Source organism: Streptosporangium amethystogenes (genome assembly GCF_000721075.1).
In the GTDB taxonomy this organism is placed as follows: Bacteria; Actinomycetota; Actinomycetes; order Streptosporangiales; family Streptosporangiaceae; genus Streptosporangium; species Streptosporangium amethystogenes.
Map to the genome: position 1 here is coordinate 1 of NZ_JOEQ01000015.1, position 26,272 is coordinate 26,272.

Consider the following 26,272-nt stretch of genomic DNA (forward strand, 5'->3'; position numbering starts at 1 on the left):
GTACTGCACCGGGGACGGTGTGGGAGAGTAGGTCACCGCCGGACAATCTTTCATATGAGGGCCCTCACCTTTCGGTGAGGGCCTTCGTGCTTTCCCGGGTTTCAGTCCAGTGTCTGCAGGAGATCCCATTCGGTCTCGCAGACACGACGGCCGATCGCGGCCAGTTCCACGGACCGGACGCCCCTCTCAAGGTGGCGCAGGGTCTGCGTGACGCAGATGATCCCCCACTTCAGCACACCGAACGTCTCCCACCAGCGCAGCGCGTCACGGTCGACGGGATACCCACTCGCCCGCTCGTAGGACTGGACGAGCCGCTCGTACTCCCCGAACCCGCCCACCGGCAGCGGCGACCCGAAGCGCCAGGACTTCACGCACAACCAGCCGAGGTCCTCCATCGGATCGCCGGCATGGGCGAGTTCCCAGTCGAGCACCGATCGGATCCCGCCGGGGCCGATGACGAGGTTGCCGTTCCGGAAGTCGCCGTGCACGACGGTCACCCGCTCGCTCGCGGGGCGGCGGCCGGAAAGGCGGCGGAACGCCAGCTCGAAGACCGGGTGCGCGCTGCCGGTGAGATCCAGTATGTCCCGCCACGACCGGAGCGGATCGTCCGGCTCGATCGACTGCCTGACTGCCGGACCCCCGAGATCGGTCCCGTGCGTGAGCGAGGCCAGCGGCATGCGATGGATCGCGGCCAGGATTTCGCCGCACTGGGTGGCCAGCAGCGGCCGGGCATCCATGAAGGCGTCGTCGCGGAGGATCCTGCGCGGGATCGTCTCCCCGGCCACCCGGCTCATCAGGATGTACGACTCTCCGGCCGCGACCACCCGGGGCACGGGAACGCCGGCCGCCTCCGCCGCCCGCATCAGCCGCGCCTCCCCGGCCAGGCCGATCCCGGCCGATCCGATTCCCGAATCCGGGACGGTGCCCGGAGAGTCCAGGCGCAGGATCAGCTCATGCCTGACGCCGTCAGGAACGACGACGTCCAGAGCCCATGTCTCCCGCGACGCACCACCCGGCAGCCGGATCCGCGAGGTGACGGCCGAGCCTGGCCCGAACACATCCGAGACGAGGTCGTCGATCATCGAAGGCCGAACTCCCAGTTGCCCCCCGCCGCGTACTCGCCCAGGATCCGGCGACCCACCGAGTCGATGTGCACCTCGTCGGGGCCGTCGTAGATGCGACCGGCCCGGGCGTGCCGGTACATCCGGTCCAGCGGGGTGTCCGGGGTCAGCCCCGCGGCACCGTACACCTGGATGGCCCGGTCGATCACGTTGTGCAGCATCCGTGCCCCGGCCACCTTGGCCACTCCGATCTCCACCCGCGCCTGCTCACCCCGGTCGATGGCCTCCGCCGCGCTCAACGTCAGCAGCCGGGCCGACTGGATCTCGGTGTAGGAGTCGAACACGTGCTGGCGCATCAGCTGTTTGTCCGCCAGCGGCCGGCCGAAGGCGCTGCGCTCGTGCAGGCGGCGGCACATCAGGTCGAAGGCCCGCTGGGCCTGGCCCAGCCAGCGCATGCAGTGGAAGATCCGGCCGGGGCCCAGCCGCTGCTGGGCGATGACAAAGCCCTGGCCGCGCGGCCCGAGCAGGTTGGCGGCGGGTACCCGCACGTCGGAGTAGCGGACCTCGCAGTGACCACCGTCGATGCCCAGCACCGGGGTGTCGCGCACGATGGTGTAGCCGGGTGTGTCGGTCGGCACCAGGATCATGGAGAACGCCAGGTGCGGGGCGGTGTCCGTCTCGGTACGGCACATCACCGTCGTGTACGCGGCGCGGTCCGCCCCGGTGGTGAACCACTTGTGGCCGTTGATCACCCACTCGTCGCCGTCCAGCACCGCCGTGGTCTGGAGCTGGGTGGGATCGCTGCTGGAGACGTTCGGCTCGGTCATCGCGAAACTCGGCCAGATCTCCGCCTGGACCAGCGGGGCGAGGAATCGTTCGCGCTGCTCGGGGCTGGCGTGCAGGCGCAGCATCAGCGAGTCCTGCAGGGTGAATGTGCCGAGCGCCAGCTGACCGAACTCGCTGCGGCCCTGCACCTCGTTCACGTACACGTAGTCGAGGAAGGGCAACCCGCCGCCGCCCAGCTCCCGGGGGTGCCCGAGGGCCCACAGCCCTTCCTTCTTCGCCTGCGCCTGTAGCTCGCGCAGGAGCGAGACGGCCTCGGACCCGGCCTCGTGGAGTACGACCTCCGCCGGTTCCACCCGTTCGGTCATGAACGCCTGGACGGCGTCACGAATCGGTCGGACGCTGTCGGGAACCGCGAAGCTCATGGAATGATCTCACCGGAGATTCGTTGCCGCGTCAACGGATAAGGAGTTCCTTATGTCGCAGGGCATGCCCCATGACGTACCGTCCGCAGCTCGGCTCGTCGCCGCGGTCCGTGACTTTCTGGAGAGCGACGTGCTTCCGGTCGTCGAGGGCCGGATCCGTTTCCACACCCGGGTGGCGGTCAACGTGCTGGGCATGGTCGAGCGGGAGCTCGAACTCGGCCCCGCGCAGCACGCCGCCCACCTGGTCCGGCTCGACGAGCTCGGCGTCGCCTCGGACGCCGAGCTCGCCGCCGCTATCCGCGAGGGACTGGAGGGCCCTGACCTCGTCGACGCGCTGACGGCGGCCGTACGGGACAAGCTGGCGGTCGCGAACCCCGGCTACACCACCGGACCGGAGGCATGACCCCGGTCCTGATCGGCATCGGGAGAGGGGGCGCCGGTGTCGACGGTGAAGTCGAGGTCCTTGATCCTGGGGTCGCCCTCGTCGGCGAGGTAGTGGTCGGGCAGGGTGGCGTCATCGCCCTCGGCCACCTTGGTGGAACGCGCGATGAGCGTGCCGAGCACGGCGACGACCAGGTTGACCGCCAGTGCGACGATGCCCGCGTAGATCGTCATCTTGGTGTCAAGGCCCAGCTTCTCCAGCGGGAACGCCGACCCGGCGAAGTGCAGCTTGCCGGTGACCGGGTTGCCGATGTTGTAGAGCATGAGCATCCCGGCCCCCATGCCGGCCACCCATCCGGCGATCAGGCCGCCGCGGTGGAACCAGCGGGTGTAGAGGCCGAGCGCCACGGAAGGGAGCGTCTGCAGGATGATGACGCCGCCGATGAGTTGCAGGTCGATGGAGAAGCCGGTGTCCAGGAACAGGATGCACAGTACCGCGCCGACCTTGACGAGCAGTGAGGTGATCTTGGAGACCCGGGCCTCGTCGGCGTCGGTGGCGTTCGGCTTCAGGTACTCCTTGTAGATGTTGCGGGTGAAGAGGTTCGCCGCGGCGATGGACATGATCGCGGCGGGGACCAGTGCGCCGATGCCGATCGCGGCGTAGGCGACGCCGGTGAACCAGTCGGGGAACATCCGGTCGAACAGCTGCGGCACGATCGTGTTGTTGTCCGTGCCGATGGGCTTGATCCCGGCCGCGATGGCCATGAAGCCGAGCAGCGCGATCAGGCCGAGCAGCAGGCTGTAGGCCGGGAGCGCGGACATGTTCCGCTTGATCACGCCGCGGTTCCTGGAGGCGAGCACGCCGGTGATGCTGTGCGGGTAGAGGAAGAGCGCGAGCGCCGACCCCAGGGCCAGCGTGACGTACTGCAGCTGGTTGTTGGCGTTGAGCAGGATGCCGTCGCCGGGTGCGGGGCTGGCGTCGAACTTGGCCTGGGCGGCGTCGAAGATCCCTGACCAGCCGCCCTCCAGCTGGGCGGGGATCGCGATGATCGCGACCAGGATCACGATGTAGATCAGCGTGTCCTTGACGAAGGCGATCAGCGCCGGGGCGCGCAGGCCCGACTGGTAGGTGTACGCGGCCAGGATCGCGAACGCGATGATGATCGGCAGGTGGCCGGTCACGCCCATCGACTTCAGCACCGCCTCGATGCCGACGAGCTGGAGCGCGATGTAGGGCATCGTCGCGACGATGCCGGTGATCGCGACCAGCAGCGCCAGTGTGGGCGAGCCGAACCTGGCCCGGACGAAGTCGGCGGGCGTCACGAAGCCGTGCACGTGCGAGACCGACCAGAGGCGGACCAGTACCAGGAAGACGATCGGGTAGACCACGATCGTGTAGGGCACCGCGAAGAAGCCCGTCGCGCCCGCGCCCCAGAGCAGGGCGGGCACGGCCACGAAGGTGTAGGCGGTGTAGAGGTCGCCGCCGACCAGGAACCAGGTGACCCACGAGCCGAAGCTGCGGCCGCCCAGGCCCCACTCGTCGAGGCTGGCCAGGCTGTCCGGGCGGCGCCAGCGCGCCGCCACGAACCCCATACCGCTGACGAGCAGGAACAGTACGGTGAAGACGATGATCTCGGTCAGGTGCGCGTTCATCCGGTCACCGCCGCTTGGTCATCTGGTAGACGATCGAGGTGCAGGTCACGCCGACCGCGATGAAGGCGAGCTGGAGCCAGTAGAAGAGCGGAAAGCCGAAAAGCCGGGGTTCATCGGAATTGTAGAGAAATGGAAGTAAAGGTAGGATGATCGGCGCGATAAGCAGCCAGTTCCACGGGCTGCGATCGCCCCGGTCCCCGTTCGGTGTGGTCAACGCGGTCTCCTGTGGCTGGAGAAGGGACGCCCGAGCAGGATCATCCCCATCGGTTGACCGGCAGCGTAATTACCTGGACGTTCCTTTCGGGTCACCGAGCGCCGAGTGGAACGGTTGGCGCGACGAACGGTAGGTCAGCCCGGCCCGGCGATGTCGTCGGCGATGTCACGGGTGCCGTATCCCTCGGGTGCCTCCGCTTCGACGATGGGTTCCGGCCGGTCGTCGAACTCCAGTCGGAGTGCCCTTGACATGGTCGCGTGCATTTCGTAAAGGCAGGTGATGTAGGTCAGCTCCAGGATCTGCTCGTCGGGCAGGTGCGCCTTCAGGACCGCGAATATCTCGTCGTGCACCCGGCCGCCGTCGAGCACCAGGCCGTCGGTGTAGGCCAGCACGGCCCGCTCCAGTTCGTTGAAGTGCGGGCTGACCTGCCAGTGCGCGACCGCCTGGACCTTCTCCTCGGCCACCCCCAGCGCCCGCAACTGCTTGCAGTGCTGCGAGAAGACGAACTGGCTGCCCCGGGCCCAGCCGGCCCGTGACTGGCCGAGCTCACGCAGCACCGGGTCTATCTTGCTCTCCCGGTACAGCTGGAAGCCCTTCACGCAGTGCCGCAGGATGACCGGGTCCAGTGCGAAGACGGTCCACCAGTCGCCGGGGGAGCCGGTCGCGGTGCCCGGTTCGGCCACCGGGTCCCTGTCCGGGCCGAACAGCCGGTCGTAGAAGAAGAGGGTCAGCGGGTCCGTGGCCTCCGTGCGGGGGACCTGGCGCAGACGCGGCATCACACGGTCCTTTCCGCGGCGGTTCTCGGCTCGTGCCGGACGTCGGTGGGCAGGCCCAGTTCCCTGGTCCAGGCGGCGAACTCCACCAGGATGCCGTCCGGATCCTTGAAGTAGATCGACCTGACGAACACGCCCTCTCCCATGGTGGGCGCCACGCCGAACTCGCTGTCGTCGTGGTTGAGGATCACCCCGACGTCCACGCCCTTGGCGAGGAGCTTGTCGCGGTACTCCTCTATCTTGTCCGGGGCGACATCGAGGGCGATGTGGTTCATCGAGCCGACCGCGGAGAGCATCTCGCCCCGGTCCGGCAGGTTCTTCGGCGCCGAGACGCCGGGAATTCCCTCGGGCGCGTCCGGGAACCAGAAGAACGCCAGTGCGTTGCCTCCGCCGCAGTCGAAGAAGAAGTGCTGTCCCCATCCCATCGGCAACTCGATCGTCTTGATCAGGGGCATGCCCAGGACGCCGGAGTAGAAGTCGATGGTCTGCTTCATGTCCGAGCACACCAGTGCGAGATGGTTGATCCCGCGTAGTTCGAACTCGCTGTTGTCCGCCATGTTCTCCTCGCTTCTTCGAGTAACTCATTACTTATCACAGGAGGGTGGGGTGGGTGGACGACGCGTGGCGCCTCGCTCGTGCCGGAGGGGGCCGGGGGTGCGGATGGGGGCGGGTCCTCCCGTGCGGGTGCCACCTATTATTAACCGGTTAACTTAAAAGGCGAACGATGTTGACCCTTGGGTCGGTGGCCCTGTCCGCGAATGGTCCCGAATATTGGAACTCATGAACTAAACCGAGTAAGTTACTGATAAGTTGCGTGCGAGGCGACGGTGGTGTCAACGCCGCGTTACCGGCGTGCCGCCCCTCGATCCCGCGGCTCCGGTTCGCTCATGGAACCTGCTGGCAGCAGAGGGGCGACTCGCCGTGCTGGACTGAGGGCGGGGGCCTCTGCCTTCTCTCCCTGGTGAGTCGACCCGCTATCCTTGGCCGATAAGAACCGGTTCATCAGGGGGAACTGTGAAACGTCCGACGATCGCTGACATCGCCCGTCGTGCCGGCGTGTCCAAGGGCGCCGTCTCCTACGCGCTCAACGGGCAGCCAGGGGTCTCGAAGGCCACCCGCGCCAACATCCTCGCGATCTCCAAGGAACTCGGCTGGCAGCCCAACAGCGCGGCGCGCGCCCTCAACGGTGCCCGCGCCCACACCATCGGCCTCGCGCTGTTCCGTCCGGCCCGCACCCTGGGCATGGAACCGTTCTTCATGGAGTTGATCAGCGGTATCGAGGCCGAGCTCGCGGACCGGTCCTACGCGCTGATGCTGCAGGTGGTCACCGACCACACGCAGGAGATCGAGGTGTACCGGCGCTGGTGGGGGGAGGGGCGCGTCGACGGTGCCTTTCTGGTGGACCTGCACCTCGACGACGCCCGGGTGGAGGCGATGCGGGCGCTGAACATGCCGGTCGTGGTGATCGGACACCCCTCGCAGGCGGGTCCGTTGAGCACGGTCTGGTCGGACGACGGCCTGGCCATCAGGGAGACCGTGGAGTACCTGGTGGCGCTGGGGCACCGGAGCATCGCCAGGGTCGCGGGGCTGCCCAGGCTCGTGCACACCACGCTGCGCGACCAGGCCTTCGTCCAGGCGTGTCAGGACGCGGGCCCGGGGCGCGTCGAGCATCTGATCGCGCACACCGACTACACCGGTGAGGAGGGGGCCAGGATGACCAGACGGCTGCTCAGCTCGCCCCGGCGGCCCACCGCCATCGTCTACGACAACGACATAATGGCCGTGGCCGGGCTGTCGGTGGCGCAGGAGATGGTTCTGGACGTTCCGGCCGACCTGTCGATCGTCGCCTGGGACGACTCCCCGCTCTCGCAGGTCGTGCGCCCGCCGCTGACCGCGCTCACCCGGGACATCCCCGCCTACGGAGCCTGTGCCGCCCGTCAGCTGCTCGCGCTGATCGCCGGAGAACCGGTCGTCCTCTCGGTGGAGGATCGCCCCGCCACCCTGATCCCGCGCGGCAGTACCGGCCCCGCCCGCGGCTCGCGCTGACGGTCGGGGCAGCTGGCGATCTCGTACAGCGAGGCGGCGAGAACATGACAGAGGATGTCCTGTTTTCGCGCCACGCTCGTCCCATGAACAGGACGCTGGAAGGAAAGGTCGCCCTGGTCGCCGGGGCGACGAGGGGAACCGGCCGGGGGATCGCGGTGGAGCTGGGCGCCGCGGGCGCCACGGTCTACTGCACGGGCAGGAGCACGCGGCGGCGACGCTCGGAGATGAACCGGCCGGAGACCGTCGAGGAGACGGCCGAGCGCGTGACCCGCGCCGGCGGGCAGGGTATCGCGGTCGAGGTGGATCACCTGGAGCCGGAGCGGGTGCGCGCCCTGGTGGAGCGGATCCGGCGCGAGCGGGGAAGACTCGATCTCCTCGTCAACGACATCTGGGGCGCCGACCCGCTGACGGAGTGGAACGTCCCGGTCTGGAAACACTCACTCGACGACGGCCTGCGCATCCTCCGGCTGGCGATCGACACCCACCTGATCACCAGCCATCATGCCCTGCCGCTGCTGATCGAGAACCCCGGCGGCCTGGTGGTCGAGGTGACCGACGGCACCCTGGAGTACAACCTGGCCAACTACCGGCTCTCGGCCTTCTACGACCTGGCCAAACTCTCGGTGAACCGGCTGGCCTTCACCCAGGCGCACGAACTGCGCCCGCACGGCTGCTGCGCGGTCTCGCTTACCCCCGGCTGGCTCCGCTCGGAGAGCATGCTGGAACTGTTCGGCGTCACCGAGGAGAACTGGCGGGACGCCACGGCGAAGCAGCCGCACTTCGTGATCTCCGAGTCGCCCTCCTATACCGGGCGCGCGGTCGTCGCCCTCGCCGCCGACGAGGACAGGATGCGCTGGTCGGGGCAGTCCATCTCCAGTGGGCGGCTCGCCCAGGTGTACGGCTTCACCGACCTCGACGGCAGCAGGCCCGACGCCTGGCGTTATATCGAGGAGGTCGAGAGCAAAGGCAGGCCCGCCGACGCCACCGGCTACCGCTGACCGGCGGAGCCGTACAGGTCACGCATGCGGGCGGCGGCGTCGGCGAGGCGGGTACGGAGGTCGGGCGGATCGAGGACCTCGGCCTCCGGGCCGAAGCGGAGGACCTGGCCGTAGGCGACCTCCAGCGACTCGACGGGCAGGCGGAGCGTGACCCACCCCTGCCCGTCGGGCTCGCCGGCGGAGGCCAGCGCGTCGTCGAGGGCCGCCCGATCGGCGATGACGGGGAGCAGGCGAAGGGCGGCGGGGCTGAGCCTCACGGTGACGTCCGTGGTGAGCAGGGAGTTCGCAAACCGTGCCGACTTCTCGCTCCAGAACGCGGCCAGGTCGAAGGTGCCGTCCCGCTCGAAGCGCAGGGCGGGGTGGAGTTCGACCTCGTCGAAGCGATCGACCCGATAGATCGCGGACCGGGTCGCCAGGTACCAGACCCCCGCCTTCAGCACCAGCCCGTACGGCTCCAGACGCCGCCGGGCGGCCGCCTGTCCGGTCTGCCCGGTCTGTTCGGCCGGGTGGGAACGGGTGGCGCGCCGGTAGCGGGCGGTGACCGGGTGATCGCCCCACACGGCCCTGGCCAGCGGTGCCAGTGCGGTAGGGGGAGGCCGCTCGCTCGCGAACCAGCCGGGGGCGTCCAGGTGGAATCGTTGCGCGGCGGTCGCGGGGGCGTCCCGCAGGCCGGGGGAGAGCGCGGCCGAGGCCTTCAGCCGCGCCGTGGCGGCCACCTCGCCCAGCCCCATCTCCCGCAGCGCCTCGGGAACGCCCGACAGGAACAGCGCCTCGGCCTCGGCGCGGTCCAGCCCGGTGAGGCGGGTGCGGTATCCGTCCAGCAGCCGGTAGCCGCCGCCCCGCCCCCGGTCGGCGTAGACCGGCACGCCGGCCTCCGACAGGGCGAGCACGTCACGGTGGACGGTCCGCTCGGAGATCTCCAGCTCCCGGGAGAGTTCCATCGCGGTCATCCGGCCCCGAGCCTGGAGCAGCAGCACCAATGACATCAACCTGGCCGCGCGCACCCCCTGACCCTAGTGCGCCGGCCGGGGACCTTCACCCGGGACCTCCGGCGGGCGAGTCGGTCAGGGACGAGGGGGACGGGGCGTGGAAGATCTCGTCGTCGGTCGTGACCATCGCGCTGCCCGTGTCTCCCCGGGGTTGTGAACTGCCGGCAGGAGGCGCCGTCCGGAGGTACGCCGCAGACGCGAACCACCACGTCGGCGAAGACCGGATCGACCTCGCATCCGAAACCAGCGCCGGACGGGGCCGTTCCGCACGCGGAAAAGCGGTGTCCCCGACCGGAGGGAGGGCACGGCGCGTGGCCACGTTGCATGATCACGGTCGTCGCCGGTACTGTGGCGACATGCGATACCAGGTTGCCCTTCGGTGGTGGCGCCGCTTCTAGGCGGCGCAGGTTTCGCATTCGCGAGCAGACAGACGGCCGCCCAGGGAGGCGGCCTTCTCTGCGTCCGCTCCCTCTGGGCATCAGGGAAATCAAAGGGGCGATAACGCAGTGGAGACGAGCCGATATACCACCGCTGGCGGCGTGGGGATCGAGGTCACCGCGTCCGACGTGCCGGAGACGGTGCTTGAGGACGTCGTCACGACGCTCGGCGAGCGCCGTGGTGGAGTGCTCTCCTCCGGGATGGAGTATCCCGGCCGCTACAGCCGATGGCACCTCGCCTACGTCGATCCCTGCCTGGAGATCGTGGCCAGGGGGCGCAGGATCTCCGCCCGCGCGCTGAACGCCCGCGGCAGGGTGGTGCTGCCCGCCGTCGTGTCCTGCCTGCTGGCGGCGGGCAAGCCCGTCGAGGAGCCGACAGGCGATTTCGTCGAGGTGCACGTGGCGGAGTCCGAGGACATCCTCCCCGAGGAGATGCGCAGCCGCCGTCCCACGGTCTTCACCGCGATCCGCGAGGTCATCGCCGTGTTCAAGGGCGAGGATGAGCACCTGGGCCTGTACGGTTCCTTCGGCTACGACCTGGCCTTCCAGTTCGAGCCGATCAGGCAGGTCCTGCCGCGGGGCGCCGACCAGCGCGACCTCGTGCTGCACCTGCCCGACCGGGTGATGGTGATCGACCGCAAGCGGGAGACCAGCAAGGAGTTCCGCTACGAGTTCACGGTGGACGGCCTCTCCACCCACGGGCTCGCCCGCGAAGGGGAGGTCGTACCGCTGCCTCCCGCGCCGTCCGAGCTCCCGGCCGACCCCGAGAAGGGCTCCTATGCCCAGGTGGTGGCCGCGGCCAAGGAGAAGTTCGTCCGTGGCGACCTGTTCGAGGTCGTTCCCGGTCAGGTCTTCCACGCGCCCTGCACCGACCCGGCGGCCTTCTACCGGGAGCTGCGCCAGGTCAATCCGGCGCCGTACGAGTTTCTGTTCAACCTCGGCGAGGGCGAGCACCTGGTCGGCGCCTCCCCGGAGATGTACGTCCGGGTCAGCGGCGACCGCGTCGAGACCTGCCCCATCTCCGGCACCATCGCCAGGGGCAGCAACCCGGTCGAGGACGCCGACGCGATCCGCACCCTCCTGTCCAGCGTCAAGGAGGAGTCGGAGCTGACCATGTGCACGGACGTGGACCGCAACGACAAGTCGCGCGTCTGCGTGCCGGGGACGGTCCGGGTGATCGGGCGGCGCCAGATCGAGATGTACTCCAGGCTGATCCACACCGTCGACCACATCGAGGGCCGGCTGCGACCGGAGTTCGACGCGCTCGACGCCTTCCTCACCCACATGTGGGCCGTCACCGTCACCGGTGCCCCCAAGACCTGGGCGATGCAGTTCATCGAGGACCACGAGGCCACCACCCGCCGCTGGTACGGCGGAGCGGTCGGCTACATCGGCTTCGACGGCTCGATGAACACCGGCCTGACCCTGCGCACCGCGCAGATCCGCGGCGGGGTCGCCACCGTCAGGGCCGGGGCCACGCTGCTGTTCGACTCCGACCCCGCCTCCGAGGAGCGGGAGACCGAGCTCAAGGCCAGTGCCCTGCTGGGCGCACTGGCGGTGGTCGGCGTGAGCCCGCAGGAGCCCACCGAGCCCCAGGTGGCCGCGGCGCCGCCGGGAAGCGGGATGAAGGTCCTGCTCGTCGACCACGAGGACTCCTTCGTCAACACCCTCGCCGACTACTTCCGCCAGCAGGACGCCGAGGTCGTCACGCTCCGGCACGGCTTCCCGGTCACGATGATCGACGAGATCGCGCCGTCCCTGGTGGTGCTGTCGCCGGGCCCCGGCTGGCCCTCCGACTTCGGGCTCCCCGCCCTGATCGACGCCCTCTACGAGCGCGACCTGCCGGTGTTCGGCGTCTGCCTCGGACTGCAGGGCATGGTGGAGCAGGCGGGCGGCACGCTGGAGTTGCTGTCCCACCCCGAGCACGGCAAGCGTGGCCGGGTCCGGCGGCTGGGCGACAGCGCCCTGCTCGACGGGCTCCCCGAGGAGTTCACCGCCGCGCGCTACCACTCGGTCCACGCCAAGCGGCCGGGTGTCGCCGGCTTCAGCACCACCGCGCTCACCCCCGACGGCGCGGTGATGGCGATCGAGGACGTGGAGCGCCGCCGTTTCGCCGTGCAGTTCCACCCGGAGTCGATCCTCACCGCGGAGGGAGGCGCGGGAGCGAAGATCATCGCCAATGTTCTCCGGCTCTGCCGCACATCGGGGTAAAGAACCGGTATTTCGAACCCGGCCCTCACCTCGGATGACCATCATGTTCAGCGAGGGGATCGCCGGGTTCACCCGGCAGGTGAATCGCTTCTCCGTTAAGGTTCTCGGGCTCGAAACGGTCAAGGTCTGGCCGTCGCCCACCTCGGCCGAGGGAGGCGAGAAGCCGCTCCCTTCGGGGAGCGGAGAAGTCACGGAGTTCTCCCCGTCGTAGGGACCGCAGGGGTGACGGCCGGACCTGGCCACCGCCCCCCGCGACCGGGGGAGGAGCGGGCATGAGGTCGGACGGTGTGCTGCCCGTCGAACTGCCCGACGCCGTACGGGAGGCGCTGCTGGCGCCGCTGGTCGACCAGAACTGTCACGGCGTGCGCCGTGACGACCTGACCAGGGCCCGGTTCGAGACGCTGCTCAGCGACGCGGGAACTCCGGCGCCCCCGGGCACCACCCACTTCGACACCCCCGTCGGCACCGCGGTCCGCCGCTGGTGCGCGCCCGTCCTCGGTCTCGCCCCGCACGTGCCGCCGGCCGTGTACCTGGCCCGTAGGGCGGAGCTGGGCGCCACCGAGGTGAACCGGCGACTGCTGGGCGCCGCGGGGATAGCCACCTTCCTGTTCGACGGTGACCTCGGCGGGCCCGAGGTGCTGCCGCCGGCCGAGATGGGCCACGCGGGTGGCGCCGGCACCGCGCGGGTCGTTCACATCGAGCGGGCCGAGGAGGAGGTGGCCAGGGCCGCGGTCTCGGGGGTCTCCTACATCTCGGCCCTCGCCCAGAGCCTCGCCGCGCGGGCCGTCCGCGCCGTCGCGCTGAAGTCGGTCACGGCCCACAGATCCGGGCTCCATCTCGACCCGGCCAGGCCGAGCCGGGGAGCGGTGATCGCGGCGGCCACCCGGCGGCTGGCCTGCCCGGGCGGGCGACTCGCCGATCAGGTGCTCCTGCGCCACCTGCTCTGGACGGCCGTCGACGTGGCCAGGGAGTACGGGCGGCCGCTGCAGTTCCACACCGGTCACACCCGCTACGGTGGCGCCCATGCCGGTCGCGGCGGTCGTGCGGTGCACGGCGGTCGCGTGGATGTCGGTACTCTCGGGACTCCCGACGCCGCCGAAGGCCGCGCGCTCCCCGGCCGGTACGGCGCGGGCCCGGCACCGATGACCGGGTTCATCGTGGCCGTGCAGCCGGTGGGTGTGCCCGTCGTCCTGCTGCACTGTCACCCGTTCCACCGCCGGGCGGCCTACCTCGCCGGTGCGCTCCCGAATGTCTACGTCGACGTGGGCGCGGCGCTGACCCGCAGCGCCACGGGCTCGGCCGCGGTCATGGCGGAACTGCTCGAACTGGCGCCGTTCCACAAGCAGCTGTTCGGCTCCGGCGGCCACGGCGTGGCGGAGACCTGTCACCTTGGCGCCCTGCACTACCGGCGAGGGCTGGCCGGGGCGCTCGCCGCGCGACTGGCCGACGGAGAGTGGAGCGTCTCGGACGCCGTCCGGGTGGCCCAGATGATCGGCTCGGGCAACGCCCGCAGGATCTACCGGTTGTGAGCGGCGCCCGTCTTCGGGGCGGCGGGGCTTCTCCCGCCGTTACGGTCTACGATATGCGCGACCGACGAGGTGACGAGGGGGATCCAGTTGACGGGCGATGAGGCAGAGGCGCGTTTCCTTGACGACGTGACCGTGGAGTTGGTCAAGCACAGCGCGTCCGACTCCGATGTGCTCTGGGCGGCGCGGGTCTCGACGGCGGGGGAGCAGTCGCTGGAGGAGGCCGGCAAGGATCCCGCGCGGTCCAGGGGGTTGATCAACTTTCTGATGCGCGACCGGCACGGCAGCCCCTTCGAGCACAACTCGATGACCTTCCTGGTCAGCGCGCCGATCTTCGTCTTCCGCGAATTTCACCGCCACAGGGTCGGATGGTCATATAACGAAGAAAGTGGGCGTTATCGCGAGCTTCAGCCCAATTTTTATGTTCCGGGGATGGAGCGGAAGCTGGTTCAGGAAGGCAGGCCGGGTAAGTACGTCTTCGCCGAGGGCAGCGCCGAGCAGCACAAGCTCGTTACCGAGGTGATGGAGGCGTCCTACCGGCAGTCCTATGCCGCCTACCGGGAGATGCTGGAGGCCGGCATCGCCCGCGAAGTGGCCAGGGCGGTGCTGCCCGTCGGGCTGTTCTCCTCGATGTACGCCACCTGCAACGCCCGTTCGCTCATGCACTTCCTCTCCCTGCGTACCAAGAACGAGCAGGCCAAGGTGCCCTCGTTCCCGCAGCGTGAGATCGAGATGGTGGCGGAGAAGATGGAGGCCGCCTGGGCGACGCTGATGCCCCTCACGCACGAGGCCTTCGTGGCCGGCGGCAGGGTCGCACCCTAGGTCCTGTCGCCCGCCGGGTCCTCGGCCCGCCGCCTGAGGTCTCGCGACCGTACTCCGGGGCGCGGGCGGGTCAGCTCGTGGTCTCCTGGCGGCGCGAGAGGGTGGGCAGGACGAGGATCTCGGCCCCCGGGGGCAGTGCGCAGTCGAGGCCGCCGAGATGCCGGGCGTTCTCGCCGCAGACGAACATGCTGATGTGGCGGCGGATGCTTCCGTAGTCGTCGCGGAGTCGCTGCTCCAGAGACGGGTGCGTACGGCGGAGCGTGTCGAGGGCGGAACCCAGTGTGGGGTCGCCGTCCTCATGGTCGGCGACGGCGAAGACGCGGACCTCGGTGCTCTCGCCGGCCCAGTGCCGCATGGGGGCGGGAAGCATGAAGGTCACCAGCGTGACGGGTCTGGCCATCGGTTCAGAGCGCCCTGTGGCGCGGGGCGGGAACGGTCGGTGCGCCCGAGGGGCGGGTGCCGCGGCCGGGGGTGGCCGCATGCCGGAGGCGGGCGTGGCCCTGACCTTGGAGGGCCCGCCGCCGGTGGAGGGGACCGGGGGCGGATCCGTGCGGATGGACGGCTCTGGAGAAGACGCGCGGGGAACGGGGGTGGCGGTCGAGAGGGGGGCACGGGCTGTGAGGGGGGCAGTCGTGCATGACCATCTCCTTTCGGATTGGGCCTCATGCTGCCATGACATACCGTGTCCCGCCGGACTCTATGGAATTTGCGTGATCGCTTCGGGGGATTAATCCTGATTGTCGGTCAAGGCTCGCCCTGCACGATGTCCCGGTGGATGTGGGCCATGGGCATCCCGCCCCGCTGGAGCCGGTGAACCGTCTCGCTGACCATGGCGGTCGGGCCGCAGACGTAGGCCTCGTGGTCGGACCAGGAGTGGAACCGCTCCATCACCTCGGCCACCTGGCCTCGCATGCCGTCGTACCCGGGTTGTCCGGAGACCACGGGGAGCACCCGCAGCCACGGGAAGGCCGACGCCATCCGGAACAGGTCGGTCAGGTCGTAGAGCTCCCCGGCGGTGCGGGCGCCGTGGAGCAGGTGGATGTTGGGGCGGCGCCCGGAGCCGATCACGTGCTCCAGGATGGCCTTGATCGGTGCCAGGCCGGTGCCGCCGGCCACGCAAAGGATGTCGCGTCCGGAGTCGGTGGGGACCATGGTGCCGATCGGGGGCCCCAGCATCAGGTTGTCTCCGATCCGGGTGCGCTGGACCAGCGTGGTGGAGACCCAGCCGCCGGAGACCGCGCGGACGTGCAGGCGGATCGTGTTGTCGTCCCGGGGCGCGTTCGCGATGGAGAACGTGCGCCAGACGCGTGGCCAGCGTGCGGTCTGCACGCTGACGTACTGGCCGGGCAGGTAGGGCAGGGCCTGGTCGAGCCGTAAGGTGATCACCGCGATGTCCGGGGTGCGGAGTTCGTGGTCGATCACCTCGGCCAGCCACCAGGCGGGCGACACCCCCGCGTCGGACTCGGCCGATTCGATCATGAGATTGGCGGCGGCGGTGTAGGCGGCGGTCCATGCCGCCTCTATCTCGGGGGTCCAGATCTCGGCGGCGAAGCGCCTGACCGTGGCCAGGAGCGCGTTGCCGATCGCGGTATAGTGCTCGGCGAGCACGCCGTACTTCCGGTGGTCACGGCCGAGTTGACCCAGGAACGAGGCCAGACTGTCGGGACTGTCCAGGCTCCAGACGACTCTGGTCAGCGCGCCGAACAGGCGGTCGCGCTGTACGTCCATCGCCGGAGGGAACATCGTCCGCAGGTGCGGGCTCTCGGCGAACAGGCGTCCGTAGAAGTATGCCGCGGCCTTGTCCGCGACAGGTTCGACGATGGCGAAGCTTTCCTTGACGAGACGCGGATTCAAAGACATTTAACGAACCCACCCTAATTGATCGGCTCAAAGTCCGATCACGCAGATCCACCTCCCTGACGGCTCCGGGTGACGAGTGACCGGCGGCCCCGGCTCACCTGGTCACTCGAAATTCGAGTCTTCCATCACCAGGTAGGCGTCACAACCATTTCTCGGCAATATGGCAGGAAATCTAACTATCCGTAATTAGGGAGTTATTTTGGGTGACCGAACAATCCGGGTCGAGGAAATTAGGCGAAAAATAATCACGTTCGTTTTGAGTGGTGGGCTCGCTGTTCGAGAGATTTTCCGTCATTCCGGAGTTTCGGGTCGCCGGGCCCTCTCCGCCGTGGTGGCCGGGACTTCCGGCGGGGCGACACCGACACCTCGACGCCTCCCGCGGTCGACCGGACCCGGCGGGTAAAGTGCCGCTCATGCCGTTGCATCCGCAGGCCGAGGCCTACCTGAAGACTTTCCAGACGGACCTCGGTGTCCCGCTCTCCACACTCACCCTCGAGGCGATCGTCGCGATGCGGGCCCTCGACGCCTTCGTCGAGCAACGCGGTCCGATCATCCCGCTCCCGCTGGTCAGGGATGACGTCGTCGCGGGCGTGCCGGTCCGCGTCTACCGGCCGGAGGAGGACGACCGCCCCCTCCCGGCGATCGTCTATTTTCACGGCGGAGGCTGGGTCTTCGGCAGCGTCGACCGCAACGACGCCCTCGGTCGTGACCTCGCGGTGCGCAACGGGGCGGTTGTGATCTCGGTCGACTACCGGCTCGCCCCCGATCACCCCTTCCCCGCCGCGGCCGACGACGCCTGGAGCGTCGTTCAGGACGTCTTCGGCCGCCCCGGTGTCTACGGGGCCGACCCCGAGCGCATCGCGGTCTGCGGCGACAGCGCCGGAGGCAACCTGGCCGCCGTGGCCGCCTGGCAGGCCAGGGACGCCGGGCTCGGGCTGGCCCACCAGCTGCTCGTTTACCCGATAGCCGACGTGGCCATGGACACCGGGAGTTACCGCGCCTACGCCAACGGCTTCGGGCTCGGCGCCGACGAGATGGCCTGGTTCGTCGCGCAGTACGGCGGCGATCCGGTCGACCCCCGGCTGGCTCCCGTCCGGCTGGCCGACAAGGCCGGTCTGGCCCCGGCGACGGTGATCACCGCCGAGTACGACCCGCTCTGTGACGAGGGTGAGGAATACGCCGCCCAGCTGGCCGCGGCCGGAGTGCCGGTCGAGGTCAGAAGATACGAGGGGGCGATCCACGGCTTCTTCGGCCTGCCGGGCTTCTTCGACCAGGCGACCGAGGCGCGCGAGTACGCCGCGGCCCGTCTCGCGGCGGCTTTCAAATAGGGGTGCGCCCGGCTCCGGTCGGGCGGGGCGCACCCGGCGATCAGGTCAGAAACTCCTGGGAAGTCCGAGCACCTGGGTGGCCAGGTAGTTGAGCAGGAGCTCCTCGGTGACGGGGGCGACCTTGCCGATGCGGGCGTCGGCCAGCAGGCGGGCGACCGGGTACTCCAGTGAGTAGGCCATGCCGCCGTGTGTCTGGAACGCGTGGTCGGCCGCCTCCCAGGCCGCCTGGGAGGCGGTCAGCTTGGCGATGTTGGCCTCGGTGCCGCAGGGCAGTTGCCTGTCGAACAGCCAGGCGGCCTTGTACAGCATCAGCCTGGCCAGCTCGATCTTGGCTTTGACCTGGGCGAGAGGGAAGGCGATGGCCTGGTTGGCGCCGATCGGCCTGCCGAACACCTCGCGCTCCTTGGCGTACTGCACGGCCACCCGCAGCGCCACCTCGGCGCCGCCGAGCGCGGAGGCGGCCAGCAGGACGCGCTCGGGGTTGAGGATGTCCCACAGCACCAGCGCGCCCTGGTCGACCTCACCGACCACGTTCCTCTCCGGGACCCGCAGGTCGTCTATGAAGACCATGTTGGACGGGGTGGTGTTGGCGCCCATCTTCGGGATGGGCTGGAAGGAGAGCCGACCGGCCGCGACGGCCTCGGGGACGTTCACCAGCAGGACGGTCAGGCCGTTGCTGCGGGGCCTGGCCTCGGCGGCCGGGATGGTCCGGGTGACCAGGAGCATCCAGGTGGCGCGCTGCACGCCGGTGATCCAGATCTTCTGGCCGTTGACGACGAACTCCGTCCCGTCGCGACGGGCGGAGGTGGAGATGCCCAGGGCGTTGGACCCGGCGTCGGGTTCGGTCAGCGCGAAACAGGTCTCCAACTCGCCGGTGGCCAGCCTGGGTAGCAGTTCGTCGCGCTGCCAGGGGCTGCCGTGCCTGGCCAGGGTCATGGCGCCGAACCCGGGGGTGAGCACGTAGGTGAACGCCGAGCCGCCCGCCGAGCCGGAGGCCGACAGGGTCTCGGTGGCCACGGCCAGCTCCAGCAGGCCCTGACCGCCGCCGCCGTACTCCTCGGGCACGGCCAGGCCGAGCCAGCCGCCCTTGGCCAGATCCTGCCAGACCTCCTCGGGCCAGCGCTTCTCGCTCTCGCACCGCTGCCAGTAGTCCAGGTCGTAGCGTGCGCAGATGTCACCGACGCCGCGTTGGACGGCGAGGGCGCTCTCCGGAAGTGTGAAGTCCACGGTGACCAACTCCATTCTAGTTGCGCGCGCAATCGTAGAACGAAGTTCGGTAAGCCTCCAGGGCCACCGGGACGAGGGGATCAGTTCTGCTGGACGGCGGCCAGACGCGGCCTGCGCGTGTGGTAGACGAAGGCGGGCGGTACGTTGCCCCACACCGTGCGGCCCGCGACGACCTCCTCGAAGGTATCGATCAGGCGTCTCCTGAAACGCCGTGCGGGAGGAAGGCGCTTGGCGAAGCTGTAGGCGAAGGTGGTGAAGGCCGTGTGCGGACCCATGATCGCGATGACCGCGTCCAGCAGGCGGCCCTGTGTCTCCTCGGAGAACGAGGCCCAGGGGAGTCCGCTCACGATCGCGTCGGCCTTGGAGAGACCGCGTTCCTGCAGCAGCTGGGGCAGCCGCGCCGCGTCATCGGTCACGACGTCCACCCCGGGGTTCCTGGCGGCGAGGAAATCGGCCAGCCTGGGGTTGATCTCGACGGCCATGTGGTGCCCCCGGCCTCCCAGCCTGCGCTGGATCTCCGCGGTGAACACCCCGGTGCCCGGGCCGAGTTCGACGATCACCGGATCCCCCCGGTGGGGGACCGGCGAGGATACCGCCTCGGCAAGCCGCCGCGAGCTCGGCGCCACCGCTCCGACGGTGCCCGGCGAGCGGATCCACTGCCCAAGAAAGAGCGCGGTGTCATTGGTCATGTTGTGAAGCGTAAAGGGTGCGCCGGAGTGTCGCGCGCGTCATTTCGGTACGGTTTTCGGCCACCTGAGAGGCGGTGCCCTCGACCGGTGAACGCGCACCGGGCGGGGAATCCGCCAAGAGGTGGACAGCGAGGTCAGCCCTCAGGGTGACGACCGGGCGGATGCCCCACGGCCACGATGTGCTCCGAACCAGTCATCCAAGGTTAAGGACACATCACATGCAGGAGGTCATCTCCCCGCGGAAGCCGGCGAGGGATCGCCCGGTCCCCGCGGGCCTGCTGTACGGCCTACGCATCCTGGTCGTCGCCCAGGCGGTCGGCCTCATCGCCGCCGCCTCGTTCGCCGGCCAGGCGGTGCGTGGCGGGGAGGCGCTGGCCGAGACCCACGTACTGGCCGGGATGGTGGTGCATCTGATCGCACTGCTGCAGATCGTCGTGGCCGTCATGGTCTGGCGTCCCGGACGCGGTGCCGGCTGGCCCGCGCTGGCCAGCGTCGGCCTCTTCCTGGTCGGTATGGCACAGCACTTCAGCTGGGAGGCGCTCGGCACCCACGTCCCCAGCGGGCTGGCCCTGTTCGGCATGACCGTCGCCGTGCTCGTCTGGGCCTGGTCCTCCGGCGCCGCCGTGCGCCGCTCCTGATCCGGGCGGCGTCTCCCGGATCAGGTGAAGCCGCCGATCGCAACCACACCGCCGCGCGGCCGCGGTGGTGTGGTTGCCCGCCTCACTCCGACCACCTCCCCGGGCGCTGTCGCGCCCCTGGGCGCCCCCTGGTCCCGCACCTGACGCCCCCGCGCTCGTGCCCTCGCCGGATGGCCGTACGGCCCGTGTGAGCCCCGCACGGGTAGGGTCGCATCAGACCACGGGGGAGGGAGACAGACCGGTGAATCCGGAAGCATCGGGAGCCGAAGATCGAATCTGGACGGTTCCCAACGCGTTGAGCCTGGCCAGGCTCCTGGGGGTGCCGGTCTTCCTCTGGCTGGTGCTGGGCCCGAAGGCCGACGGCTGGGCCGTCGCGCTGCTGATGCTGGCGGGGTTCTCCGACTGGCTCGACGGTAAGATCGCCCGCGCCTGGAACCAGACCAGCCGGCTCGGCCGCCTGCTCGACCCGCTGGCCGACCGGCTCTACATCCTGGCCACCCTGTTCGGCCTCGCCATGCGCGAGATAATCCCCTGGTGGCTGGCACTGGCCATCCCGCTGCGCGACGTGATGCTGCTGGGCATCCCGCTCATCCTGCGCCGCCTCGGCTACGGTCCGGCGTTGCCCGTGCACTTCCTCGGCAAGGCCGCCACCGCCAACCTCCTCTACGCCTTCCCCCTGCTCTTCCTCGCCCACCACGACGCCTGGTACGCCGATCCCGCCCGGATCGTCGGCTGGTCCCTGGCCATCTGGGGCACAGGCCTGTACTGGTGGTCCGGAGTGTTGTATTGGGTACAGGTGCGTCAGCTGACAAGCGAGGCCAAACGCCTTAAGAGGTGATCTGTGAAGGCCGTCGTCATGGCGGGCGGGGAGGGTACACGGCTCCGGCCGATGACCGCGAACCAGCCCAAGCCTCTCCTGCCCGTGATCAATCGGCCGATCATGGAGCACGTGCTGCGCCTCCTGAAACGGCACGGTTTCACCGAGACGGTGGTCACCGTGCAGTTCCTGGCGGCCCTGGTCCGCAACTACTTCGGCGACGGTGACGAGCTCGGCATGAGCCTTTACTACGCCACCGAGGACACACCGCTCGGCACCGCGGGCAGCGTCAAGAACGCCGCGGACCGGCTGCGCGACGACCGCTTCCTGGTCATCTCCGGCGACGCGCTGACGGACATCGACCTGACGGACATGATCCGCTTCCACCGCGAGAACGGCGCGATGGTCACGATCGGGCTCAAGCGCGTTCCCAACCCGCTGGAGTTCGGCATCGTCATCGTCGACGACCACGGGCGGGTGGAGCGCTTCCTGGAGAAGCCCACCTGGGGCCAGGTCTTCTCCGACACCGTCAACACCGGCATCTACGTGATGGAGCCCGAGGTCCTCGACGAGATCGCGGCGGGAGGGCCCGTCGACTGGTCGGGAGACGTGTTCCCCCGGCTGCTGGAGCGCGGAGCCCCCCTGTACGGCTACGTGGCCGACGGCTACTGGGAGGACGTCGGCACCCACGAGAGCTATCTCAAGGCCCAGGCCGACGTCCTGTCGGGCCGGGTCAAGGTCGACATCGACGCCTTCGAGGTCTCGCCGGGCGTCTGGGTGGCCGAGGGAGCCTCGGTCGACACCGACGCCATCCTCAAGGGCCCGCTCTACGTCGGTGACTACGCCAAGGTCGAGGCGGGGGCCGAACTGCGCGAGTACACCGTGCTGGGCAGCAACGCGGTGGTCAGGGAGGGGGCCTTCCTGCACCGCGCGGTCGTCCACGACAACGTCTACATCGGGCCCAGCGCCCACCTGCGCGGCTGTGTGATCGGCAAGAACACCGACCTGATGACCGCGGCCAGGGTCGAGGAGGGCGCCGTCATCGGCGACGAGTGCATCATCGAGGCCGAGGCGTACATCTCCTCCGGCGTCAAGATCTACCCGTTCAAGACCATCGAGGCCGGGGCGGTGATCAACAACAGCGTCATCTGGGAGCCGCGCGCCCAGCGCAACCTGTTCGGCCCCCGGGGGGTCTCGGGGCTGGTCAACGTGGAGATCACCCCCGAGCTGTGCGTGCGGCTCGCCAGCGCTTACGCCACCACCCTGAAGAAGGGCGCCTCGGTCATCACCTCCCGCGACTCCTCCCGCGCCGCGCGGGCGCTGAAGCGGGCCGTGATCAGCGCCCTCAACGCCAGCGCGATCAACGTGCTCGACCTGGAGGCGTCCCCGCTCCCCGTGGCGCGCTTCCACACCGCCAGGGAGAACGCGGTGGGCGGCATCGCGCTGCGCACCACCCCCGGTGACCCGCAGAGCGTCGACATCGTCTTCATGGACGAGCACGGCGCGGACCTGTCGCCGCCGGCCCAGCGCAAGCTGGACCGGGTCTTCTCCCGGCAGGAGTTCCGCCGGGCCTTCCCCGGTGAGATCGCCGAGCTGAGCTTTCCCGCCAGGGCGGTGGAGGACTACACGCACGAGCTGCTACGCCTGGTCGACATCAGCGGAGTCCGCGACGCCGACATGAAGGTCGTGGTCGACTGCGCGGGAGGCACCTCCTCGCTGGTGCTGCCCAGCCTGCTCGGCCGGGTCGGGGTGGACGTGCTGACCGTCAACAACCGGCTGGACGACGCCTCGCCCACCGAGACCCTCGCCGAGCGCCGCCGCGACCTGCAGCGCCTGTCGGAACTCGTCAGCTCCTCCAGGGCGGCCTTCGGCGTGCGCTTCGACCCGGTGGGGGAGCGGGTCGCGCTGGTGGACGAGATGGGCCAGCTGATCAGCGAGGAGCGCGCCCTGCTGGTGGTGCTCGACCTGGTCGCGGCCGAGCGCCGCGGCGGCAGGGTGGCACTGCCGGTCACCACCACCCGGGTGGCCGAGCAGGTCTGCAGGTTCCACGGGGTCCAGGCCGAGTGGACCTCCACCGCGATCGACGCGCTCACCGCCGCCGCCAGGGGGCCGGAAATGATCTTCGCGGCCGACGGGCGCGGTGGTTTCATCGTGCCCGAGTTCGGCCCCACGGTGGACGGTCTGGCGGTGTTCCTGCGCCTGCTCGGACTGGTCGCCAGGACCCGGCTCTCGCTCAGCCAGATCGACGCCAGGATACCCGAGGCCAAGCTGCTGCGCCGTACCGTGCCGACTCCGTGGGCGGCCAAGGGGGCGGTGATGCGCTCGGTCATCGAGGCCGCCGAGCACCACCGCATCGACACCACCGACGGGGTGCGGGTCGTCGCGGAGGACGGCAGCTGGACCCTGGTGCTGCCCGACCCGACCGAGGCGGTGACCCACCTGTGGGCCGAGGGGTTCGACGTCGACTCCGCCCAGACCCTGATCGAGCGCTGGGCGCGGGTGGTGGAGGAGGCCGCCGGAGGTTGAGGCGGCCCGCGCGACAAATACCGCGCGGCGCCATGGACCAGGGGCAGTGTCCCCTGTAACTTTGTCACCGACCGTACCCGCGGTTCAGCGTCAACCTTGACCTTCGCGCCTCATCACTGTATGTTGCGGCATTCGCAGTCTGAGAAAACACTTGAGAAGCGAAGAAGCGAGGCGCGCATCACTGAGCACCGTTGCCGCGTCTTCGCGGTAGGAGGCCGAGCCGATCGATGCCGAGCGTCTACTGCACGCAGTGCGGTCATGCCAATCCCGAGGATGCCCGTTTCTGTTCACGATGCGGGTCGCCGCTTACCAGGTCCGACACACCCGGAGACAGCACATCGACGATCTCCCTCTCCGGGATCGAGGCCTACGAGGCGGAGACCGGTGAGACGCTTCTCGCCGAGCGGCAGGCCGTTGAGCAGTTGCCCGCCGGCAGCGCGTTGCTGGTCGCGATGCGCGGTCCCAACGCCGGCAGCCGGTTCCTGCTCGACAGCGACCTCACCACCGTGGGCCGCCACCCCGAGAGCGACATCTTCCTAGACGACATCACGGTCTCGCGCCGTCACGTGGAGTTCTACCGGCGCGGCGGCGGTGTCTTCACGGTCCGTGACGTCGGTAGCCTGAACGGCACGTACGTCAATCGTGAGCGCATCGAGGAGGTCCCGCTGTACGGCGGGGACGAGGTGCAGATCGGCAAGTTCCGCCTCGTCTTCCTCACCCGCGGCGCCGCTGGAGGATGATGAGCTCGCAGGCCGCTCGTGCGCACATGAGCATCGGGGAGGTGCTCGCTCTCCTGCAGGGCGAGTTCCCCGATGTCAGCATCTCCAAGATTCGCTTCCTGGAGGGCGAGGGGCTGATCGAGCCGGAGCGCAGTCCCTCCGGCTATCGCAAGTTCACCTACGCCGACGTCGAGCGGCTTCGCTACATCCTCAGCGAGCAGCGTGATCGCTACCTGCCGCTGCGCGTGATCAAGGATCATCTGGAGGCGGCCGACCGCGAGGAGCGCCCGGCGGCCCGGCCGCGCGCCGTCCCCGACGACGCGCCCCCCGAGGTCCGCCTCACCCGCGAGGAGTTCCTCGCCGCCGCCGAGCTCGATGAGGAGACCCTCACGGAGCTGGAGGACTACGGCCTGCTGGCCGCCGTGGCCCGCTACTACGACGCCGAGGCACTGGTCGTGGCCCGCAGTGTGGGCGCCCTGGCCGCCTTCGGCCTGCGCGCCCGCCACCTGCGGGCGGTCAAGGCCGCCGCGGAACGCGAAGCGGGACTGGTGGAGCAGGCCGTCGCCCCGCTGCTGCGCCGTCGCGGCCCCGGCGCGATCGACCAGGCGGACGAGACGGCGAGGGAGATCTCCGGTCTCCTGCTGGAATTGCACGCCTCGTTGCTGCGTTCCGGAGTCCGTGGGGCACTGGGCCGGTGAGAGCCTGACCAGGCACTCGTACCCCCACGAGTGTTACGTTGAACAAACCGGTCGGAATCCAGCGAAGACGGAGCAGCCCGTGTTGCAGATGGAGGTCGTGGGCGTTCGAGTTGAAATGCCCTCCAACCAGCCGATCGTCCTGCTGAAAGAGACGCATGGGGAGCGTTACCTACCTATCTGGATCGGCATGACGGAAGCCACGGCGATCGCCATGGCCCAGGCCGAGGAACCACCGCCCCGGCCACTTACCCATGACCTGTTCCGGGACGTGCTCGAAGGGCTCGGAGTCAGGTTGAACACTGTCAACATCGTCGCCTTACGCGACGGTATCTTCTTCGCGGATCTCGTGTTCTCCAACGGGGTCGAGGTGAGCGCGCGTCCTTCCGACTCGATCGCCTTGGCACTTCGCACCGGCGCACGTATCTTCGCGAGTGAGGACGTGGTACGGGAGGCAGGGGTGATCATTCCTGACGACCAGGAGGACGAGGTGGAGAAGTTCAGGGAGTTCCTTGACACGATCACGCCCGAGGACTTCGGCCGCGCGGGGTAGGAATTTCGGTGCATTTACGCTTCACGACGCGCCGGGTGGGGTCGTTGACTGGACTTGGCCCCAGTCCTACGGTGCAAGTGAAACCTGCGGTCGTGCGTAAACCCCCAGATCAGGCCGTGGGATGAGAGAAAGCCGGAGGTCCGCGTGGCGGTCAGCAGCGGCGAGGGTAGAAACGCCGACCAGGATGACCCGGAACGGCGCCAGTCGGCACGTCAGCGCGCGGGTGAAGAGGGTCTGCTGTTCGACGGGAAACCGGTGAAGGTGCCCGCCGACATCGGCTACAGGGGGCCGACGGCCTGTTCGGCGGCAGGAATCACCTACCGGCAACTCGACTACTGGGCGCGAACCGGCCTGGTCGAGCCCACCGTGAGAGCCGCCCACGGCTCCGGCTCCCAGCGGCTGTACGGCTTCCGTGACATTCTGGTCCTCAAGGTTGTCAAGCGCCTTCTCGACACCGGCGTCTCCCTCCAGCAGATCCGCATCGCCGTACAGCACCTGCGGGAGCGGGGCGTCAACGACCTGGCTCAGATCACTCTGATGAGCGACGGAGTGAGCGTCTACGAGTGCACCTCGCCCGATGAGGTCATCGACCTGCTCCAGGGGGGCCAGGGCGTCTTCGGTATCGCGCTGGGGCGGGTGTGGCAGGAGGTGGAGGGCTCTCTCGCGGATCTTCCCGGCGAACGCGCGGAGTCGGGCGGGGCCCCTTTAGACGATCATCAGGCCGATGAGTTGGCCCGTCGCCGCCGAGCACGACGAACCGGGTAAACTCGGACTCGCCATTGACCCTGTGCGGGAGAGACCCCGACCGCGATCGGGGCGCCGAAGGAGCAACCTCCCCGGAATCTCTCAGGCACCCTGTACCGCACGGACGAGGCAACTCTGGAAAGCAGGCGCGCCCGCC

The 26,272-nt window shown here is 69.2% G+C and carries 25 protein-coding genes and 1 riboswitch; of the genes, 14 read left to right on the top strand and 11 right to left on the bottom strand.

Annotated elements, in window-relative coordinates; all coding sequences use genetic code 11:
- Positions 1-101: 101 nt before the first annotated feature.
- Both IG98_RS0121710 and IG98_RS0121715 read right to left on the bottom strand, forming a co-directional pair.
- A complete protein-coding gene (locus IG98_RS0121710; RefSeq protein WP_030914960.1) occupies positions 102-1,082 on the bottom strand; it encodes a phosphotransferase family protein in 981 nt (326 codons plus the stop codon).
- Entirely contained in the window at positions 1,079-2,269 is a 1,191-nt protein-coding gene (locus tag IG98_RS0121715) for an acyl-CoA dehydrogenase family protein (RefSeq protein ID WP_030914962.1), read from the bottom strand. The genes IG98_RS0121710 and IG98_RS0121715 overlap by 4 nt, the downstream gene beginning before the upstream one ends.
- A gap of 52 nt (positions 2,270-2,321) precedes the next feature.
- Between IG98_RS0121715 and IG98_RS0121720 the strand changes: the two genes are divergently transcribed.
- Positions 2,322-2,672 (top strand): DUF6285 domain-containing protein, encoded by a 351-nt coding sequence (locus IG98_RS0121720; protein WP_030914964.1) that lies wholly within the window; start codon positions 2,322-2,324, stop codon positions 2,670-2,672.
- On the opposite strand, the gene mctP is transcribed toward IG98_RS0121720, so the two are convergent.
- The 4 genes from mctP to IG98_RS0121740 all read right to left on the bottom strand — a co-directional run bounded on the left by mctP (position 2,648) and on the right by IG98_RS0121740 (position 5,847).
- Entirely contained in the window at positions 2,648-4,303 is a 1,656-nt protein-coding gene (gene mctP, locus IG98_RS0121725; protein ID WP_051752595.1) for a monocarboxylate uptake permease MctP, read from the bottom strand. The genes IG98_RS0121720 and mctP overlap by 25 nt on opposite strands.
- A 4-nt stretch (positions 4,304-4,307) precedes the next feature.
- Positions 4,308-4,517, bottom strand: a complete 210-nt coding sequence (locus IG98_RS0121730) for a DUF3311 domain-containing protein (RefSeq protein WP_030914970.1) — start codon at positions 4,515-4,517, stop codon at positions 4,308-4,310.
- Between the two features lie 134 nt (positions 4,518-4,651).
- Positions 4,652-5,293, bottom strand: coding sequence for a carboxymuconolactone decarboxylase family protein (locus IG98_RS0121735; RefSeq protein ID WP_030914973.1), 642 nt, complete (start codon positions 5,291-5,293; stop codon positions 4,652-4,654).
- The gene (locus tag IG98_RS0121740) at positions 5,293-5,847 is read right to left on the bottom strand and encodes a VOC family protein (protein WP_030914976.1); all 555 of its coding nucleotides are present in this window, start codon (positions 5,845-5,847) and stop codon (positions 5,293-5,295) included. Before IG98_RS0121740 ends, IG98_RS0121735 begins: the two co-directional genes overlap by 1 nt.
- A gap of 457 nt (positions 5,848-6,304) precedes the next feature.
- Here IG98_RS0121740 and IG98_RS0121745 point away from each other — a divergent pair, with 457 nt between their 5' ends.
- Together IG98_RS0121745 and IG98_RS0121750 are read left to right on the top strand one after the other, a co-directional pair.
- Positions 6,305-7,336: a LacI family DNA-binding transcriptional regulator gene (locus IG98_RS0121745; RefSeq protein WP_030914979.1), complete on the top strand. Its 1,032-nt coding sequence runs from the start codon at positions 6,305-6,307 to the stop codon at positions 7,334-7,336.
- A gap of 83 nt (positions 7,337-7,419) precedes the next feature.
- Positions 7,420-8,334, top strand: a complete 915-nt coding sequence (locus IG98_RS0121750) for an SDR family oxidoreductase (protein WP_030914984.1) — start codon at positions 7,420-7,422, stop codon at positions 8,332-8,334.
- On the opposite strand, the gene IG98_RS0121755 is transcribed toward IG98_RS0121750, so the two are convergent.
- Positions 8,325-9,338 (bottom strand): helix-turn-helix transcriptional regulator, encoded by a 1,014-nt coding sequence (locus IG98_RS0121755; protein WP_211264050.1) that lies wholly within the window; start codon positions 9,336-9,338, stop codon positions 8,325-8,327. The genes IG98_RS0121750 and IG98_RS0121755 overlap by 10 nt on opposite strands.
- A 491-nt stretch (positions 9,339-9,829) precedes the next feature.
- Between IG98_RS0121755 and IG98_RS0121765 the strand changes: the two genes are divergently transcribed.
- From IG98_RS0121765 to thyX, 3 genes are all read left to right on the top strand, one after another.
- Positions 9,830-11,971, top strand: a complete 2,142-nt coding sequence (locus IG98_RS0121765; RefSeq protein WP_030914990.1) for an anthranilate synthase component I — start codon at positions 9,830-9,832, stop codon at positions 11,969-11,971.
- Positions 11,972-12,243: 272 nt separating this feature from the next.
- Positions 12,244-13,500, top strand: a complete 1,257-nt coding sequence (locus IG98_RS0121775; RefSeq protein WP_063766255.1) for an amidohydrolase family protein — start codon at positions 12,244-12,246, stop codon at positions 13,498-13,500.
- 87 nt (positions 13,501-13,587) lie between these two features.
- Complete coding sequence (gene thyX / locus IG98_RS0121780; protein ID WP_211264051.1) at positions 13,588-14,319, top strand: FAD-dependent thymidylate synthase; 732 nt, start codon at positions 13,588-13,590, stop codon at positions 14,317-14,319.
- Between the two features lie 70 nt (positions 14,320-14,389).
- Here thyX and IG98_RS50700 read toward each other — a convergent pair whose 3' ends face one another.
- Both IG98_RS50700 and IG98_RS0121790 read right to left on the bottom strand, forming a co-directional pair.
- A complete protein-coding gene (locus tag IG98_RS50700; RefSeq protein WP_030914998.1) occupies positions 14,390-14,719 on the bottom strand; it encodes a ubiquitin family protein in 330 nt (109 codons plus the stop codon).
- Positions 14,720-15,063: 344 nt separating this feature from the next.
- Positions 15,064-16,179, bottom strand: coding sequence for a globin domain-containing protein (locus IG98_RS0121790; protein WP_030915001.1), 1,116 nt, complete (start codon positions 16,177-16,179; stop codon positions 15,064-15,066).
- Between the two features lie 413 nt (positions 16,180-16,592).
- Between IG98_RS0121790 and IG98_RS0121795 the strand changes: the two genes are divergently transcribed.
- The gene (locus IG98_RS0121795) at positions 16,593-17,507 is read left to right on the top strand and encodes an alpha/beta hydrolase (RefSeq protein ID WP_030915004.1); all 915 of its coding nucleotides are present in this window, start codon (positions 16,593-16,595) and stop codon (positions 17,505-17,507) included.
- Between the two features lie 45 nt (positions 17,508-17,552).
- Here IG98_RS0121795 and IG98_RS0121800 read toward each other — a convergent pair whose 3' ends face one another.
- Together IG98_RS0121800 and IG98_RS0121805 are read right to left on the bottom strand one after the other, a co-directional pair.
- Positions 17,553-18,734, bottom strand: a complete 1,182-nt coding sequence (locus IG98_RS0121800) for an acyl-CoA dehydrogenase family protein (protein ID WP_030915007.1) — start codon at positions 18,732-18,734, stop codon at positions 17,553-17,555.
- 80 nt (positions 18,735-18,814) lie between these two features.
- The gene (locus IG98_RS0121805; protein ID WP_030915009.1) at positions 18,815-19,423 is read right to left on the bottom strand and encodes a class I SAM-dependent methyltransferase; all 609 of its coding nucleotides are present in this window, start codon (positions 19,421-19,423) and stop codon (positions 18,815-18,817) included.
- 218 nt (positions 19,424-19,641) lie between these two features.
- On the opposite strand from IG98_RS0121805, the gene IG98_RS0121810 reads away from it, so the two are divergent.
- The 7 genes from IG98_RS0121810 to IG98_RS0121840 all read left to right on the top strand — a co-directional run bounded on the left by IG98_RS0121810 (position 19,642) and on the right by IG98_RS0121840 (position 26,136).
- On the top strand, positions 19,642-20,061 hold the full coding sequence (locus IG98_RS0121810; RefSeq protein WP_030915012.1) for a hypothetical protein: 420 nt from the start codon (positions 19,642-19,644) through the stop codon (positions 20,059-20,061).
- Between the two features lie 241 nt (positions 20,062-20,302).
- Complete coding sequence (gene clsA, locus IG98_RS0121815; protein WP_030915014.1) at positions 20,303-20,899, top strand: cardiolipin synthase ClsA; 597 nt, start codon at positions 20,303-20,305, stop codon at positions 20,897-20,899.
- Between the two features lie 3 nt (positions 20,900-20,902).
- Complete coding sequence (locus IG98_RS0121820; protein WP_030915017.1) at positions 20,903-23,404, top strand: mannose-1-phosphate guanyltransferase; 2,502 nt, start codon at positions 20,903-20,905, stop codon at positions 23,402-23,404.
- A 227-nt stretch (positions 23,405-23,631) separates the two neighbouring features.
- Entirely contained in the window at positions 23,632-24,144 is a 513-nt protein-coding gene (locus IG98_RS0121825) for a double zinc ribbon and FHA domain-containing protein (RefSeq protein ID WP_030915019.1), read from the top strand.
- A 26-nt stretch (positions 24,145-24,170) separates the two neighbouring features.
- Positions 24,171-24,821 carry a transcriptional regulator FtsR gene (ftsR, locus tag IG98_RS0121830; RefSeq protein WP_386271103.1) on the top strand — a complete coding sequence of 217 codons (651 nt, stop codon included), beginning with the start codon at positions 24,171-24,173 and terminating at the stop codon, positions 24,819-24,821.
- A 79-nt stretch (positions 24,822-24,900) separates the two neighbouring features.
- Complete coding sequence (locus IG98_RS0121835) at positions 24,901-25,371, top strand: bifunctional nuclease family protein (protein ID WP_157594447.1); 471 nt, start codon at positions 24,901-24,903, stop codon at positions 25,369-25,371.
- A 144-nt stretch (positions 25,372-25,515) separates the two neighbouring features.
- Positions 25,516-26,136: a MerR family transcriptional regulator gene (locus tag IG98_RS0121840; protein WP_030915027.1), complete on the top strand. Its 621-nt coding sequence runs from the start codon at positions 25,516-25,518 to the stop codon at positions 26,134-26,136.
- Between the two features lie 15 nt (positions 26,137-26,151).
- Positions 26,152-26,244, top strand: a riboswitch (glycine riboswitch).
- Positions 26,245-26,272: the final 28 nt, after the last annotated feature.

Coding starts and splice junctions, on each gene's coding strand:
- IG98_RS0121710 (WP_030914960.1), bottom strand. CDS start 1,082: ATGATCGACGACCTCGTCTCGGATGTGTTCGGGCCAGGCTCGGCCGTC.
- IG98_RS0121715 (WP_030914962.1), bottom strand. CDS start 2,269: ATGAGCTTCGCGGTTCCCGACAGCGTCCGACCGATTCGTGACGCCGTC.
- IG98_RS0121720 (WP_030914964.1), top strand. CDS start 2,322: ATGTCGCAGGGCATGCCCCATGACGTACCGTCCGCAGCTCGGCTCGTC.
- mctP (WP_051752595.1), bottom strand. CDS start 4,303: ATGAACGCGCACCTGACCGAGATCATCGTCTTCACCGTACTGTTCCTG.
- IG98_RS0121735 (WP_030914973.1), bottom strand. CDS start 5,293: ATGCCGCGTCTGCGCCAGGTCCCCCGCACGGAGGCCACGGACCCGCTG.
- IG98_RS0121740 (WP_030914976.1), bottom strand. CDS start 5,847: ATGGCGGACAACAGCGAGTTCGAACTACGCGGGATCAACCATCTCGCA.
- IG98_RS0121750 (WP_030914984.1), top strand. CDS start 7,420: ATGAACAGGACGCTGGAAGGAAAGGTCGCCCTGGTCGCCGGGGCGACG.
- IG98_RS0121775 (WP_063766255.1), top strand. CDS start 12,244: ATGAGGTCGGACGGTGTGCTGCCCGTCGAACTGCCCGACGCCGTACGG.
- IG98_RS50700 (WP_030914998.1), bottom strand. CDS start 14,719: ATGGCCAGACCCGTCACGCTGGTGACCTTCATGCTTCCCGCCCCCATG.
- IG98_RS0121790 (WP_030915001.1), bottom strand. CDS start 16,179: ATGTCTTTGAATCCGCGTCTCGTCAAGGAAAGCTTCGCCATCGTCGAA.
- IG98_RS0121795 (WP_030915004.1), top strand. CDS start 16,593: ATGCCGTTGCATCCGCAGGCCGAGGCCTACCTGAAGACTTTCCAGACG.
- IG98_RS0121805 (WP_030915009.1), bottom strand. CDS start 19,423: ATGACCAATGACACCGCGCTCTTTCTTGGGCAGTGGATCCGCTCGCCG.
- IG98_RS0121810 (WP_030915012.1), top strand. CDS start 19,642: ATGCAGGAGGTCATCTCCCCGCGGAAGCCGGCGAGGGATCGCCCGGTC.
- IG98_RS0121825 (WP_030915019.1), top strand. CDS start 23,632: ATGCCGAGCGTCTACTGCACGCAGTGCGGTCATGCCAATCCCGAGGAT.
- ftsR (WP_386271103.1), top strand. CDS start 24,171: ATGAGCATCGGGGAGGTGCTCGCTCTCCTGCAGGGCGAGTTCCCCGAT.